At 53.0% G+C, this 16,506-nt stretch carries 11 protein-coding genes; 4 read left to right on the forward strand and 7 right to left on the reverse strand.

Annotated elements, in window-relative coordinates:
• Positions 1-221: 221 nt before the first annotated feature.
• The gene (locus tag II896_05390; protein MBQ4444063.1) at positions 222-1,460 is read left to right on the forward strand and encodes a hypothetical protein; all 1,239 of its coding nucleotides are present in this window, start codon (positions 222-224) and stop codon (positions 1,458-1,460) included.
• Between the two features lie 112 nt (positions 1,461-1,572).
• Here II896_05390 and II896_05395 read toward each other — a convergent pair whose 3' ends face one another.
• Genes II896_05395 through II896_05420 form a run of 6 tightly spaced genes read right to left on the reverse strand, consistent with a single transcriptional unit; the run spans position 1,573 to position 10,469 of the window.
• Positions 1,573-3,477 (reverse strand): hypothetical protein, encoded by a 1,905-nt coding sequence (locus II896_05395; protein ID MBQ4444064.1) that lies wholly within the window; start codon positions 3,475-3,477, stop codon positions 1,573-1,575.
• Positions 3,478-3,489: 12 nt separating this feature from the next.
• Positions 3,490-5,058 (reverse strand): hypothetical protein, encoded by a 1,569-nt coding sequence (locus II896_05400; GenBank protein MBQ4444065.1) that lies wholly within the window; start codon positions 5,056-5,058, stop codon positions 3,490-3,492.
• A 28-nt stretch (positions 5,059-5,086) separates the two neighbouring features.
• Positions 5,087-5,515 carry a P-II family nitrogen regulator gene (locus II896_05405; protein ID MBQ4444066.1) on the reverse strand — a complete coding sequence of 143 codons (429 nt, stop codon included), beginning with the start codon at positions 5,513-5,515 and terminating at the stop codon, positions 5,087-5,089.
• A 9-nt stretch (positions 5,516-5,524) separates the two neighbouring features.
• Positions 5,525-5,908, reverse strand: coding sequence for a hypothetical protein (locus II896_05410; protein ID MBQ4444067.1), 384 nt, complete (start codon positions 5,906-5,908; stop codon positions 5,525-5,527).
• Positions 5,909-5,911: 3 nt separating this feature from the next.
• On the reverse strand, positions 5,912-7,435 hold the full coding sequence (locus II896_05415; GenBank protein MBQ4444068.1) for a DUF1538 domain-containing protein: 1,524 nt from the start codon (positions 7,433-7,435) through the stop codon (positions 5,912-5,914).
• Between the two features lie 13 nt (positions 7,436-7,448).
• Positions 7,449-10,469 (reverse strand): DUF4981 domain-containing protein, encoded by a 3,021-nt coding sequence (locus tag II896_05420; protein MBQ4444069.1) that lies wholly within the window; start codon positions 10,467-10,469, stop codon positions 7,449-7,451.
• A 135-nt stretch (positions 10,470-10,604) separates the two neighbouring features.
• Here II896_05420 and dnaX point away from each other — a divergent pair, with 135 nt between their 5' ends.
• From dnaX to recR, 3 genes are read left to right on the forward strand one after another with little or no spacing between them, the layout of a single operon-like run.
• Complete coding sequence (gene dnaX, locus II896_05425) at positions 10,605-12,266, forward strand: DNA polymerase III subunit gamma/tau (GenBank protein ID MBQ4444070.1); 1,662 nt, start codon at positions 10,605-10,607, stop codon at positions 12,264-12,266.
• 9 nt (positions 12,267-12,275) lie between these two features.
• On the forward strand, positions 12,276-12,614 hold the full coding sequence (locus tag II896_05430) for a YbaB/EbfC family nucleoid-associated protein (protein MBQ4444071.1): 339 nt from the start codon (positions 12,276-12,278) through the stop codon (positions 12,612-12,614).
• On the forward strand, positions 12,614-13,198 hold the full coding sequence (gene recR, locus II896_05435) for a recombination protein RecR (protein ID MBQ4444072.1): 585 nt from the start codon (positions 12,614-12,616) through the stop codon (positions 13,196-13,198). Before II896_05430 ends, recR begins: the two co-directional genes overlap by 1 nt.
• 52 nt (positions 13,199-13,250) lie before the next feature.
• On the opposite strand, the gene II896_05440 is transcribed toward recR, so the two are convergent.
• Positions 13,251-16,235: a hypothetical protein gene (locus II896_05440; GenBank protein ID MBQ4444073.1), complete on the reverse strand. Its 2,985-nt coding sequence runs from the start codon at positions 16,233-16,235 to the stop codon at positions 13,251-13,253.
• Positions 16,236-16,506: the final 271 nt, after the last annotated feature.

Below are 16,506 nucleotides of genomic sequence, written 5' to 3' on the forward strand. Positions count from 1 at the left end.
CGTTTATTTATGCGTCGGCCATTCTTACGGCGTTTTTCCCGCTGGTTTTTATGAAAAAGAGCAATAAACCCGTAAAAATAGTCGGTGCTACGGTTATCGGCGCAGTATGTCTCGTTTCGCTTTTTTTCTATATCGATTCGCCGGCGTCGGTCAATTACTCGAACGGAGATTTGAAGAGCGCATACGTTTCGTTGTGCGATTATTTTGAAGAAAACTACATATTGAACGAATGGAAAAAGCCCGATTACGAAAAAATCAAAGCGGACGGCTTGCTGTTGATCGACGAAGCCGAAAAGACGGGCGATATAACGAAATACTACGAAGCGATCGACACATTCACGTACGGCTTTTATGACGGACATATGGGTATGTCCTTCTATGACGAAAACGATTATTTGATGACGAAGTTAAAGCAATTCAACGACTACGGACTGTCTCTCGTTACGCTGGACGACGGAACCACGATAGCCGTTGACGTGGAAGACGGGCTTGCCATAAAAAACGGCGACACGGTTACGAAATGGAACGGCGTTCCCATAGACCAAGCCGTTGAAAGCGTGCAGGTGCCGACGCCCGAGGCGGTAGCCGAAAACGAGAGGATAGAGAAGGCGTTCTGGCTGGCCGGTACGGGCGGCGAGCGCGTTGAGGTGTGCTATATCAACTCGGATAGCGAAGAAAAAACGATTACGCTCGATAGGCTTGATTCCGCGTTGCCGAGAGCCTTGCGGGCGAGACGGCTGTTTTGGCACAATACGGATGGGGCATATTCGTATAAAATGCTCAACGACGATACGGGATATATGAAAATCAAGACGGAAGAAACCGACCGTTTTCACGATTATTTCGCCTACGTCAGCGGCAACCATATATACGCGAGAGAGACGTTCAGACGCGACCTGCGAACGCTGAAAAAGCAGGGAATGATGAAGTTGATCGTTGACCTGAGAAACAACGGCGGCGGTTATGACGAGGTCGCAACCGCTTTTGCAAGTCTGTTTGCAAAAGAAAAAACGTACGCCTTTTCGCTCGGCATCAGAAAGAACGGCGAGTACGTCAAAACCGCCGACAGATATATTATGGCCGACGGCGAATTCGGCGACGTTGAGATACTCGTGCTTACCAATATGCGCTGTGCGTCCGCGGGTGACGGAATGGTGCTGTATATGTCAAAGCTCGACAACGTGACGATTGCGGGCTTGTCCTGCCCCTCGGGCTGCAATCAGGAATCGGGCGGCTCGATATATATGCCGAAAGGAGTGGTCGTTAATTTTCCCGTTGGCCTTGTGCTGGACGAAGAAGGAAATCCGAATATCGACGTTGATGATTCAAGGCAAAGCCGAACGCCGCTCGACGTAAAGATCCCTTTGACGAAAGAGGCGGCTCTTGCGATCTTTAACGAGGAAAACTTTGACAACGGGGAGGATTACGAACTCGAATGGGCGATCAATTATCTCAATTAACGCACTCGGTGACTTCCTTGACCGATAATTAAAATTGCCGCCGCAAGCGTTCTTTCGAACCGCGGCGACAGGGGGAAATGCATACCGTGCATTGAGCGCAAGGTTTGGGGTGCTAATATCCTTTGGTGCAGTCTACGACGTTCTGCGGGGCGCGCCCCTGGATATAGTCGATGACGTTTTGGGTGACGTCCTGCACGTAGCGGTCGTGACCGTCCATGACGAACATGGCGCGATGGGGAGAAAGGACTACGTTGTCGAACTCTTGCAAATTGTATTTGCTGGGCATGAGTAGGTCGGATTTGTTTTTGGGTTTTTCCTTCCATACGTCGTTGGCGATGCCGGCGATAACGTTGTTTTTGAGCGCGTCGTAGAGATCTTTTTCGTTGAGTACGTTGCTACGGCCCACGTTGACGATGAATTTATCGCGCAACCACTCGAAACTCTCCTTGTTGAAAATATCGTCCGTGTCGGGCGTTTTCGGCAGGGAAGAGATGATGAGATCGCAAGTTTGGCACAGCTCTTTGAAATCCTTGACGAGACGAACGTTGTGGTAGGGTTTGCCTCTGTCTATGGTGTATGTCTCAATATCGTTGGCCATGAGTATTTTGTGTATCTGCTTGCCGATGTCGCCATAGCCCAATAGACCTATCTTCATATCGAAAATGCTTTTCCAATACCGATAGTTTTCGTCGTTCCATTCGCCTTTTCGGAGTTTTTTGTCGAAAATGCAGATTTGATTGACCAGCGTGATAGCCAACCCGAACGCATACTCGGCAATGTAGTCCGAATTGACGTGCGAATTGCACAATAATACGTCCTTTTGGGCCAGCTCTTTGAGGGGGAAATCGTCTACGCCCGTCTTGTAGGCGAAGATCGCTTTGAGACGATTGGCCGTAGCGAGCGTGGCCGCGGAGAGTTTCTTGCCGATGAAGACGTCAACGTCGGATAGGTCTACGTCGTTCAATCCGCATACGCGGACGGTGGCGAAATTGGACAGCACGCTACGCATTCTTTCGAAGGAAGCGTCCATTTCACCCACGCTCAGCAATATGGTGGGATCTTTCAATATCCGATTGAAATCGTAGTAGGAAGCCACCGTTTCGTAGGGTGCGTTGAGAATGTCGCCCGCCACTTGGTGTTTGAGTATATAAGACGATATGCCCAATTCGAGCGCTTCCGAGAGGTCGTCGTGCGTGAATAGTCCGTATATAACGCCTGCGTCGAAAGCGTCGCCCCCGCCGATGCGTTCTTTGACGCGCAATTTGATGCCGTCCAACGCGATGGTTTCCTTGTGAGAGGCCGCCACCACGCGCATCAAGCCGACTTCGCCTTTTTTGTCGTCGAGTCTATCCCGCAAAAACAGGTATTTGGCGTCGGGATAGAGCGAAAAAAAGCCGTTGACGAAATCGTCTTGCAGATCTAAAAAGACCTGCATATCCTTGGTGGACGCCGAGATCACGTCGACGTAGCGAAGCAGTTTGCGAAACGTCGCGCCCGCTTGGTCGGTAGTCCACAAAGCGGGGCGGTAATTGAAATCGAAACTTGTGGGAATGCCCCGTTCCCGTGCGCTTCGGAGAAGGCGAAACGCCACTCGCTCGGCGGAAGGGGACACGGCGAACGAAATGCCCGACACGTGGAACCATCCTACGTCGTCGAAAATATGCTCGAAATCAACGTCGCTCTCGTCGATATGCGCGAATGCGGAATTGCGCCTGTTGTAAACGGTCGCTTTGGCGCGGTCTTTCTCTTGGGCGAAGAGATAGTATTCGCCCATATTGCCGTCTTTGACAATGACCGAAGACGTGTCGACGCGGTATTCGTTGAGTTTGGCGAGGGCGAACGCGCCGATCTTGTCTTTGGGCAGTACGCTGAGATACTTCGCGTCGAGCCCCATTCCCGAAAGACAGCATAATACGTTCGCTTCCGTGCCGCCGCAGCAATAGTCGAAAGACGAATTGGTATCTATATCGTCTGCGGATAATCTGAGTAATATTTCACCGAATGCAAGTACTTTCATCGCGTTACCTCATCAAATCTTCGGCTGACCGTTGGAGTCGAAAATACGCTCGTGCGCGAGTTCCATATACGCTATGCAGGCAAGTAGAGCGTCGCCGCTTTCACGATAGTAGCGGATAGGGCAGTATTTATGGGACTTTTGCAGGCAATTCTGTGCGCCGAAGCGGACGCGCGGGGATAGTTTGCGATAGACGCGTAGCGTTTCGTCGCGCTTGCGTAAGGTAAATCCGTATTTGAAATCCACGGCGAGCTTGTCGTGTCTGACCAGGAAATATTTGCTGTCGAGTTTTTCTTTTTTGAGAGGATTGCCGCTTACGTCGGCGGAGAAATCCTCGATTTGCCGTTTGAGCGCTTCCGCCCCGATGTTGAGTACGACGTAGAAATACAGATTGGGTTTGCCTCCTTCCACCAGGTCGCGCGCCAGCCCCAGGAAGTTGGTGCGTAGATCGAAGGCATACTGATCTTTGGTGATGCCGAAGTTTTCTTTGAGCGTTTTGGCGATCACCGTGGCGAACAATTCGTTCTCGACGCCCTCGATGATCACTTTCGCCTGTCGGTCGTAGTAACTATCGAACTTGTCCGGTTTGAAGGCAAGCGATATTGGTTGGGCGAACTTGTTTTTCCAAGTCGTCTTTTTGCGACTGCGTTTTTCGATCAAAAGATATCCGTCCGACGTGATGACCAACCCGTTGATGCCGATTTGGTTGCACAGAAGACTGTCTTTGAGATCGTTCAGGCGGGGATTATACTCGTACAGATCGCGCACGGTCACGCCTTGCTCGATGCAGTAGTCCATACATCTGTTGGTCAGCAGCATCTGATAATAGGTGGATTTTTGCGTTTCGAGCGTCAACTCGTCGGTCTCATCGGTTTGGCGGAAGGATACATCCCTAAGGCGAATGGACGTCGCGTTGCGCACGATAGAGTGTTTGTGCGCGCTGATGAGATTGGTGGCGCAGTTGATGAGAAAGTCGGGCAGTTGGTATTGCTCTGGCGAATCGTGTATCGTGATGGTTGCGTTGCCTTCAACGTTGGCATACACGTTGACGTTCGGCAAGGTAAGCACGTGCTTTTGCGTGAATTGCCCGACGTCCATACAATAGTTTATGCGCTCGTCCGAATATTTGTCGTAAATGTAGGGATAGAGGTATCGACGGGGGCGACGGTCGGCAATATGCGCGGTGATCTGCAGATCGTGGCCAACGCTATCGTAGCGGTTTTGGATGATTTCGGCCGTGCAGTCGTCTTCGCTGAAATGGCTCTTGTATCGGTGAATGATGGCGCGTTTTTCGTCGTTCAATTTGGTGTATTCTTCGCTTCTGTTGCGGAAAACGTCAACGAAAAAGACCACCGTCGCGCTGGCAAGCGCCGTCAGACAAACGGATATGAAACTCATATCCGTGATCAACTTGCGCAGGGCCTCTTGGGGGGATAAGCCATGTAATTCGTGGAAGGGCAACTTCGGCAGGACGAGTATGGAGATCAAAATGACAGCCACGCACAGAATGACGAAGATGATCGCTCTGAAAAGGCCCCGTTCCCAACTTTTGTGTATTTCTTTGAAAGTTGCGTGTTTTCGCATGTGTAACTCCTTTGTGACAGACGATCGATCATTCGTTCGAGCCGTCGGGATGGTCGGGCGTGTTGTCGATCGACTCAGCCGTTTCTTCGCCGCCCGAAGGCGTCAATTCCGCAGGTACGAGCGCGTCGTCTACGGGCAGAGGCCTGTTGTTGTTGAGACCTACTGTGTTGTCTACGGGCAGGGCAAAGGCGATGCCGTGGCAGTTGGTATTGATGCCCACCTTGCTGTACAAAGCGTGCAGTATGGTGTCGCGTATGGGCGTGGGCACCAATATCATCACCATCTCTTTGTTGGGCTGTATGGCGATGTTGAAGTAGCGCTCGGCCTCTTTGTTGGCCGTGCCTCTCGCGTGGACGACCGTACCGCCGCGTGCGCCGCATTCCTTGGCCGCGTCCATGACGTTGTCGATATATCCTTCGTCTACGATACAAATGATCAGTTGATGCCTATATTCCATACGATGCTCCTATAACTTGCGCGTGTCGCTCAAAAAACTGTACGCCGAAACGCCGATGAGGGCGGACATGGGCACGGTGTAGGCGATGCCCTTGCCACCTTTGATGGTGTTGAATTTCTCTTCCAATTCTTCCAAAACGCCCTGTACGCAGTCCTCGCGAATGACGCTGACGATGACCGTGCGCTCGGTGTTGGCAAAGCCCATATACGCCAAAGCCGCTTTGGGCGCGGTGCCGTTGGCAAGAAGTTGCAACTGCATATTGACGTGGTAGGACTGTATCAAATCCATATAAAAATCCGCCTTGTTACGGTTGACCACCGTAAACAGGACGCTCAACTTGTCGCTTTTGAGTTTTTGATTGGTATTGGTGTTGACGATGCGTTTCTTTTTCATAGGCTACATAAATTCGATGATCTGCTCGTCGTCCGCGTCGTAGATATGACGCAACGCGATGCGCTTGCGTATAAGGTGCGCCGCTACGGCTCTGAAGCCCAATACCTGTATGGTGATGAGGGGCGTCATAGCCACCAAAGCGACCACGCCGAAGCCGTACTCGAGGACGGATTGCTCCCCGCGCAGGGCGAAGGACGCGCCGATGACCATGGGTAGGATAAAGCCCGAAGTCAAGGGACCGGACGCCACGCCGCCCGCGTCGAACGCGATGGCCGTGTAGATTTTGGGTACGAAGAAACTCAAACCGAGGCTGACGATGTAGCCGGGAATGAGATAGTAGAGAATGGAGAAGCCGTAGATAAGGCGAATGATGCTCAACCCGATGGAGATGCCCACGCCCAAGGAGAGGGCAATCATCATACTGCGTTTGGACACCGTGCCGCCCGTGGTGGTCTCGACCTCTTTGTTGAGCACGTGGACGGCAGGCTCGGCCAAAACGACCACCATGCCGATAACGACGCCGAATATGGTCAAGAGCAATTTGTTGTCGGACAGGCTGACGCCGATCTTGTACCCGACGGGCATAAAGCCGATTTCGACCGCGCCCAAGAAGAGCACCATACCGATAAAGGTATAGATGAGGCCGAATACGATTTGTTTGACCTTGCTTTTGGGCAGGTGCATCAACGTCAGTTGCAGTAATACGAAGAAGACGACGATGAGGGACAGCGCGCGGACGACGTTGAGCACGACGTTGAGCACGGTGCCGCCGAAGAACGCGCCGAGGTGGGCGCTCACCGAATAGTCGGAAAGGGTATAGGCCATGTCGCCCTTGGCGACAAGCGCCAAGATGAGTACGGCGGCCACGGGGCCGATGGAGCAGAGCGAGATGAGGCCGAAACTGTTTTCGCCGCTGTTTTTACCGCCTACGGTGGCGGCAACGCCTATGCCCAAGGCCATGATGAAGGGCACGGTGATGGGGCCTGTCGTCACGCCGCCCGAATCGAACGAGAGGGGCAGAAAGGCCTTTTTTTGCGTTTCGATAAGCACCGCCGCGACGGCAAACAGCAGGAAATAGAAGAAAATAAGTATCGACGACAAGTCCTTTTTGAATAGGATCTTCACCATGCCGATGAGCAGGAAAATGCCGACGCCCGCGCCCACGCCGAAGAGGAGCGCGTATGGATTGATGACCGATTTGACTTGGTTGGCCAGGACGGATAGGTCGGGTTCGGCGACCGTGACCAATACGCCCATGATCAAGGTGACCGTCAACAAAAGGGGTATGTTCTTGCGCTTTGTCAGGCTGGTGCCCATGGATTCGCCGATGGTCATCATGGCGAGTTCCGCGCCCATATTGAAGAGCGCGATGCCCGCTATCAGCACGACAACGCATATGGAAAACGTGACGATCTCCAAGGTCGACAGGTGAACGAACGGCGTAAAATAGACGGCTATAACGACGATTGCCACGGGCAATACGGCGCACAACGCTTCTATGAACTTTTTGTTGAGGTTTTTGAACATTGACTTTGATTCTCTATTCTACAGTAAGATCGACGGCGACGACGTATGTATGAAACTTGGGCAGTTTGTACGGTTTTTTCGTGCAAGCCATGGCGGGCAGGTCGCCGCCCACGCCCCGTTGCGCTCCGTCCACGTTGACGGTGAGGTAGGGTAGTCTGCCCAACTCGTGCAAGTGCTTGGCTTCGTCCAGCATATCCACCGTGTAGGGGTGCACCCCGAGTTGGAAGTTGTGGCTGACCGCGCTCAGTTTCACCTTGCGCTTGTCGCCGATCTCGGCCCATCTGACGTCCATACGGTTGCCGTTTTCCTGCGGGCTGAGGTAGTCGTGCGTCATTTCTTCGCCCGATTTGCGGTAGACGCCCAAGACGCAGTTGCGCGCGCGATCCGAATAGGCCTCGTGCTCGCCGTTGCCGTAGTAGGTGACGCCGTCTATCCCCTCGGAAAGCCCGAATTCGAAGCCGTAGCGCACCATATTGGCCATCGGCGTCAAATTCATCGCCAGCCGCACCGTGCCGTCGGGATAGAAGGTGTAATCGATATCGAAACCCACGATATAACGAGCGTGCATATCGAAGTGTAGCAAGATTCCGTCCTCAGACTCGGTCATGGACGAGGCCACGCATTTGGCGCGTTTGGCCACGTTGCGGAATTTGCTGAGGCCCAACAGTTTGTTGAGGTCAACGACCGAGTTGGACTCGTATTTGTCGTTGTTGGTGATGGCGCGCCAGAATTGCGGTTTGACGGGCGTTTGGAGATACTCCAGCCCGCCGCGCCGTATGCTCTCCAGGGCGCCCGTGGCGAGATTGACGCGATAGGTGGTCGCGCCCGCAAATACCGTGAATGCGTCCCCGTCGCGTTGATAGTTGACCTTGCCTTTGCTGTGGGCGGTATTGCGCACGACGCGATTGAGCAAGAAGTCGTCGTAGGCGACGACGTGCCCCGCCGCCGCGTAGGGCAGGTCGGCTTTTTGACGGAACTCCACCAAAAGGCTGTACTCGGCGTCGTCCTTTGCGCGTAATTCGCGCGGCAAATCGAAATACGCCGTGGAGTTGGGCTTACAGTCGGGGAACAACTGCGCGCAGTCGTAACTCTTGCGTAGAGCGTCTACGCCGTCGCGGCGCAGCGTAAGGTCCATCGTATAGCCGTCGAGGGTGCTAAAAGATTGTTTGTTGTGAACGCAAAGGGTGTGCTTGTCGAGCGTGCATTGAATGCGCTCGTACACCTTGAAAACCTCGTAGAAAGCGGGGTTGGGCGAGCGGTCGGCACGCAGTATGCCGTTGAAAGCAAACACGCCGTCGTTGGGCTTGTCGCCCCAATCTCCGCCCATCGTCCATTGTGTTACGCCGTCTACGATGCGTTTGATGGATTGGTCGGCGAAGTCCCATATATAACCGCCTGTAAGGCGCGGGTTTTTCTCGAATACGTCCCAATAGTCGCCGAAGTTGCCGAGGCTGTTGCCCATACAATGCGCGTACTCGCATTGTATAAAGGGCTTATGCTTGTATTGCGCGGGCGTCAAAAGGTTGCCCATACCCAAATTCCACAAGGCTCTGCTGTGGATATACGGCTTGTTGTCGGCTATCTTCTGCATGGATGTCTGTTTGGCGTACATCGAGCTGACCATATCGCTGACTTGATGATATGGCTCGTAGTGGATGAGGCGGGTGCCGTCCAATTCCAAGGCGACGCGTTTGAGGGCGGGGAAGACCTTTCCTTTGCCCGATTCGTTGCCCAAAGACCAGAAGAGAATGCACGGATGGTTGCGGAAAGCGCGTACCATATTGCGCATACGATACTCGGTGTGGCGTAGCCACAGGGGATTGCCACGCGGTATGAGATGGGCCAATCCGTGCGTTTCGAGATTGTTCTCACACATGACCAAGATGCCCAATTCGTCGCACATTTCGTAGAAAAAGGCGGGGTTGGGGTAGTGGCAGGTGCGGATAGAGGTCACGTTGTTGGCGCGTAATAGGCACAAATCCCGATAGGTCAACTCTCGCGGTACGGCGTGGCCGTATTCGGGATGAAAATCGTGACGGTTGACGCCGCATATTTTGACGAGCCGACCGTTGAGGGCAATATAGGGTTGTCCCGACGGATCGTCCTCGCGCACGTCTACTTTGCGGAAGCCGTAGCGGAAGAGCCGCTTGTCCGTGACGACGCCGTTCTTTTCCAATCGTAATTCGAGGTTGTAGAGGTGCGGCGTTTCGTGGCTCCACAGCAAGAAGTCGCGCAGTTGCTTGGTCTGGAATTGCATGGTAGCCTTGGCTTCGAGTTTCATTTTGACCTTCAAAGCGGGGATCTCCAGGTGGCAAACGGTGCCTTCGGGATGGTCGACCGACACGTCGGCGATGATGGTCGCTTGGGACAATCCGTCCGTGAATTCCGTATGGAAGTACGCGTCCGTAAAATGGCTATCCGACACATATTGCAGGGTGACGTCGCGGAAAATGCCCGCCAAACGCCACATATCTTGATCCTCGAGATAGGAGCCGGTGCAGAACTGCACCACCAAAACGGACAGGCGGTTTTCGCCCGTCGTCACGAAATCGGTCACGTCGTACGCCGCGTAGTCGAAGGTATCCTCGGAGTAGCCGACGAAACGTCCGTTGACGTAAACGACCCCGCAACTGTTGATGCCGTCGAAGCGCAAGATCACCTTTTCTCTGTCCGCCTTGACTTCGAACGTGCGCGTATAGAAGCCGCACGGATTGATGGCGTCGTCGATATAAGGCAGTTTGCCCGCCCGCATACTGATGGGGTAGGGGTACCGGACGTTGGTGTAGATGGGGGTGCCGTAGCCTTTGATTTGCCATTCGGAAGGGACGGAAATGACGTCCAAGCCGTCGCAGTCCACGTCCGCGGCGAACAACTTTTCGTCGAAATCGTTGACCGAGTCGTAAAAGCGAAAATACCACTCTCCGTTGAGATCGAGTACGGCGGGATGGCCGCCTTCGTCCAAGGGGGCGGTCAACGCGTTGCGCTCGAGCGTGTTGACGCTGAATATATCTTTGTTTTGCCAATATTTTTCCATGTGTGCGCTCACTTTTCGGTATGATGGTTATATTATATAATATAAAATCGAATATTTCAAGCCCTAAAGCGGTTAATTTAATCGAAGCGCAAACAATCTATTTACTTTTTGCGGTTGGTGTCGTATAATAAAAGCATGGCATACACGTCTTTATATCGCAAATACAGACCGTCCACCTTTGACGAGGTGATCGGACAGGATACGGTCGTGCGCATTTTGCGCAATATGGTGAGCGCGGGCTCTATCGCGCACGCCTATTTGTTTACGGGTACACGCGGTACGGGCAAGACTTCCGTCGCGCGTATTTTCGCCAAGGCCGTGAATTGCCTTAGCCCCGTCGACGGCTCGCCGTGCGGACAATGTGCCGCGTGCAAGAGCATCGAGTCGGGCACGATGGATTTCATTGAGTTGGACGCCGCCAGCAACAACGGCGTGGACGATATCCGCGCCCTTAGGGAGAGCGTCAAATATCCGCCGTCGGACGAGCGTTTGCGCTACAAGGTCTATATCATCGACGAAGTGCATCAGTTGTCGCCACAGGCGTTCAACGCCTTTCTCAAGACCTTGGAAGAGCCGCCCGCCTATTGCATTTTCATCTTGGCTACGACCGAAGTGCAAAAGTTGCCGCAGACCATTTTGTCCCGCTGTTTGCGCTTCGATTTTCGCACCGTTTCGCAAGAGGACTTGGCCGCGCATATCGAACGCATATTCGACAAAGAGGGCGTAAAGTACGAAAAAGAGGCGGTTTGGTGCATTGCGCAAGCGGGGGCGGGCAGCGTACGCGATACCATGTCGGTGGCCGATACCTGTATGTCCGCTTCGGACGGCTTCGTCACCTACCAAAAGGTGTTGGGCGTGCTGGGCGCCAGCGATCCCACGTTGATCGCCGACGTGGCGGAGTGCATTCTCAAAGGGGATTTGGCACGGTCGCTTTCGCTGGTGGAACGCAACGTTTCGATGGGCAAAAACGTCAACGTGCTTACCAAGGATATCACCAAATACATTCGCGATTTGCTCATCGTCAAAGCGGACCCCAAGGCCAACGATTATCTCAAAATGCCCGAGGACAGCTATCGCCGAGCGAAAGGGATAGCCGACGACCTGGACGCCGTGACTTTGGTGCGTGCCTTGGATATTTTTTCGGGACTGGACGGCAATATGCGTATCGCGGCGTCGCCGCGCACGGTGTTGGAGAACGCCATCGCGCGTACCGCGACTATCAGCGGCGTCAACCTGACCGATTTGTCCGCCCGCGTGAGCGGCGTGGAACGCAAAATCGACGAGGTCGACAAGAAGATCGAGGAGGGCGTCAAAGTGGTCGCCGTGGCCGCCTCTGCGCCCGTGACGGAGAGTAAAACCGTCGAAACCAACGAGAACACCGCCGCTGTCGCGACGGACAATCTGACGGCGGTCGACAATCCCTTCGACGAAGATGCAGGTGCGGCCGCGCCCATTAGCACGACGCCGGACGACTATATGTCCGTCAAAGCTGTGTCGCTCAAATATCGCGGCAATCTTATCACCTTGCTACGCGAGAAAAAGATGCTTATGATGGGCACGATTATCGACAACGCCTTCATCACAGTGAAGGATAACGTCGTGACTTTTAGCGTCGGGGACGAAAACGACGTGGACTATCTCGAAAAGAAACGCGAACTGTTGGAAAAGTTGACCGCGGAAATAATGAAAGGAAACTACAAATTAGCTTTCAAGTTCTCGCCGCCCAAGAAAAAGGACGAAGACTTCGTTTCGGCTTTGGCACAGATCGTCGGCGAGGACAAAATAACCAAAAAATAGGAGGTAATTATGGGTAGAGGAGGATACGGCGGCTTTGGCGGCGGCAATATGCAAAACATGATTCGCCAAGCGCAGAAGATTCAGGAAGAAATGCAACAGGCGCAGGAGAATTTGCGCAATACCGAGTTCGAAGGCAACGGCGGCGGCGAGTTGGTCAAAGTGGTCATGACGGGGGATAAAGACGTCGTGTCCGTTTCCATCAAGCCCGAAGCGGTGGATTCCGACGATATCGAAATGCTCGAAGATTTGATCACGGCCGCTTTGCAGGACGCCACCGAAAAAGTGGACGCCGAGACGCAACGCGTGATGGGTCCCTATACTTCCATGTTGGGCGGCGGTATGTTTTGATGAATCAATCCGAAACGATTGACGCGTTGGTCGCGCAGTTTACCAAGTTGCCGGGCGTGGGCAAAAAGAGCGCCATACGCTATGCGTATGCCGTTATCGATATGCCCGAAGCGGACGTCGAGCGATTTGCCGACGCGATGGTGGCCGTCAAAAAAACCGTGCATTTTTGCAAGATTTGCGGCAACTATACGGACGGCGAAACCTGTGAAATTTGCGCCAACAGGCAGAGCAAAGTCATTTGCGTGGTCGCCGAGCCGAAGGATATCGTTGCGTTCGAAAAACTCAACGAGTTTCACGGGCTCTACCACGTCCTGCACGGGCTGTTGCAACCCATGAAAGGCGTGGGGGCGGACGACCTCAATATATCTTCGCTGTTGACTCGTTTGGACGGGGTGGAAGAGGTGATTGTCGCCACCAATCCCAGCGTGGAAGGCAACGCCACGGCGCTCTATCTCAGCCGCCTTATCAAGCCGCTCGGCGTAAAAGTGACGCGCATTGCCATGGGGATTCCGGCGGGTAGCGAGATCGAATATATCGACGAAACCACGCTGTCGCACGCGCTGTGGAATAGAAAGGAAATATAAATATCGATTGAGAATATAAAAGAAACGGGCGCCTATCGGCGTCCGTTTTCGCTTAGATGACATAGAACTTTCTCGTTCGATAGAGTAGGGCGTACACGATTACCCATACTGGCAGCAACAGTAGCATGGCCGCGGGGTAGAACACGGGGGCGATAAGGGTGTTGATCTCGCTGATATTGGCGCCCGATTTCGGATTGAAGAAGGCGATCAGTAAGAAGATCATCATCAATATCAACGCCACCATGAACGAGGTTGCGAACGATAGTTTGAAGGAGAAGGTCGCCGGCGCGTGTCGGTCTTTGTACGCCAGATAGCGTACGCCGCAGTAGCAGGGGATAAGGAACAGCACGATGCCCGTGCATAGGTAGGGCATAAAGCCGAGCCCCGCGTATTTGTCACACACGAAGTAGCCGATGAGAATGAGCGCGACCGCCACCAGATAGACTAAGCACGAGGTGGCAAAGCGAATGCTGTTGACGTTGATATATTTCTGCGAATAGTACTGCACGGTATGCTGGACGACGTATTGGCGCACATCGTAGCCTTTTTTGCGCATCTCTTCGCGGAATTCGGACAGACTGCCGCATTCCTTCATCGTGATTTTGCTGTCCACGTCTTCTTGCTGTTTGGGCGCGTTGGACGAATTGAACAAGTTGTGCAAAATCGTCTTGTACGACAGGTGTTTTTCCGTTTCTTCCTGTTGCAGGTAGATTTCCAATTCGGTTTGGGGCGTGAAGATGGCGGAGTAGGACTCTCTCTTTGGCGAGATTTCTTCCTCTTTGACCTCGGGCACTTCCTCTTCTGGCTCTTGCGGCTCCTCGGTTTTATCGTCCTCGATCAAGCCCAAAAGGCGCATAGAAGCAAGCCTTTTCTCGTGCATTTCGGGGTTTTCTTCCAATTCTTGCCGAATGTCGGCACGACTGAACGCCGTCCTGCGTTTGATTGGTTCAGGCTCGGCTTGGGCGGCCTCTTGCGATTGCTCGTACAAGGCAAAGGTGTCGGCTTCTTCCTCTTCGGCAATGACGCGTTCCTCGTTTTTGCGGCCTTTACGCCCTTTCTGCCGCGCCTTTTTGTCTTCTTTGACGGGCGCAACGGGCTCGTTCGATTCTTCCTCGGGCAAGGAACTATTCGCCTCTACGACGGCTTCGTCATAGGTGGATTCGGGCTGTGCTTCCGCTTGTTCCGAGGGGAGAGTAGCCTCGACGTCGGACGGAGTTTCGTCGGTTTGCGCTTCTTCTTGCGTTTCGCTATCGGCGTCGTCGGCACGAGATTCTTGTTCGGCGGGTTCTTCCGTTCGTTCGCTTGCGACCACAGGCTCTTTATAGGTTCGTTCTGCTTCGGGCACTACGGGATATTCCTCGTCGGTCGTCTCTTGTGCGGGTTCTTCCGTTGTGTCTTGGGATGGCTCGCCGAAGAGGACGTATTCGTCCATCACGGTCGAAGTCGGTTCGTAGGCGGATTCGGTCTCGACCGCGGTGGGCGTTTCGTCGTCCTCGACAACTGCTTCGAGCTCGTCGGTTTCGTTATATTCTTCGGTTATGTCTTCTTCTGCCGCTTCGTCTCGTTCGTCGACGGGTTGCTCGGCGCTTTCGGTTTCGATCGATTCGTCTTCAACGTCGGCGTTTTCGTCAACTATTTCCGCGCATATCTCGTCTTCGTCCGTATCGTCGGTATTTTCGACGACAAAGGGCGGTTCATCGCCGTCTTCTTCGTGTTCTTCGCTATTCTCTGCGGCGATAACTTGTTCGTCTTCCGATTCTTCTTCGACTGCTTCCGTTTGGTCGCTTTCGACAGCATACGCGGCCTCGTCCGCCGTATCGTCGAATTGCTCGTCGAGCACTTCCTCGGCAACTTCGGCAGGTTCTTCCTCGTCGTTATCGTCCGATTCTCGTTCGTCTTCGCAGACGGTTTCAGCTTGTTTGAACGGCTCGTAAGAGTAGGGCGGCTCGTATTCGCTTGCCGCTTCATCGTCTGCGCTTTCGTCTTCGTCCGTCACCTGCGCCTCTTCCGCCGTATCGTCTTCGGCGGCGTAAAGCGCTTCGTGCGCAGGCTCGTATTCTTCGTCCGATATTGCTTCCTCGTCCGTTTCTTCTTGCACGACCTCTTCTTGCTCGTCGTCGGAGGGTAGGGCGGGTTGTTCTTCGTCTTGGGCGGCTTCTTTTATTTCAGTCTCGTCTTCGTTTATATCGTCGGCAGCTTCTTCGAAGGGCTCTTCCTTGATTTCTTCCTCGTCCGACTCGGCGAAAACTTCCTCGACTTGTTCGGCTTCTGCGGGGAGTTCGTCGGAAATTTCTTCGCATTCGACGTTGGAATCTTCCTCAGACTCGGACGAATCGTCTTCGTCAACGTCCTCGGCAGCGTCTTTCGCCGCTATTGAATCTTCTTCCGTTTCGGCGGGCTCTTCGACTTCTACGGGGCATTCTTCTTCGATTTGCGCGGAATCATCCTCGTTTTCTTGGTCATCAGCTGCGTTTTCGGTCGAATATTGCGCATCGGTATCCGTTTCCTGTTCGGTTAGAGATTCGTCAATGGCGATATCCGTTTCACTTTCGACTTCACTTTCGTCGGTATCGGCGGCGTCCGCTTCCGCTGCAAGTTCGGTGAACTCCTCGGCATCTTCGATTTCGAAAATCTCGAGGTTGTCTTCAAAAATGTGCAGGGTAGGCTTGCCGTCACCGAAATCATCGGTGAGATATATCTTCTCGTTCGAAGCGCTCACCGGAGAGAGCGCCAGCGCGTCGCACAATTTGTCGATCATTTGGTCGTCCAGATTGAACATAGGCAGGTCATCGACCGAAATGCGCAGGGCAAAAAACGAGCGGTTGGGATCGGATTCTTGACAAATGCAGGCAATCAGGCAATCCAACTGCAATTCGTTGACTCTATTGGCGACGCTCAAAGGGGAAATATGATAACGGTCCAAAAAACCGTCCAAAGACGACGTAATCTCGTAAACTGTCAACGAGGAATGCGCCAATGCGTTGAGTATGTAGGAATCCATTTGTTCCAGCAATTCATCGTATATATTATTTCCCATATAATAGTATTTTAGTACAAACGACCATAAAAGTCAATAAGAACGCAAATATTATAGGTGAGCGACCGCTAAAATGAAACGGCGGCGAAGCACAATACATTATGTACGGTATGAAACGTATAGTATAATCGGCATACAAAACGTATAGTTTTATAACCATACAAAATGTATAGCAATACATACAAAATGTACAATAGCGGCAGTAATGGCGTATATGTACATTTTGTATAGTATACTGTACATTATGTATAGTTGCAAATAAAACATCAGC

The organism is Clostridia bacterium (assembly GCA_017394805.1).
GTDB lineage: Bacteria > Bacillota > Clostridia > Christensenellales > CAG-1252 > RUG14300.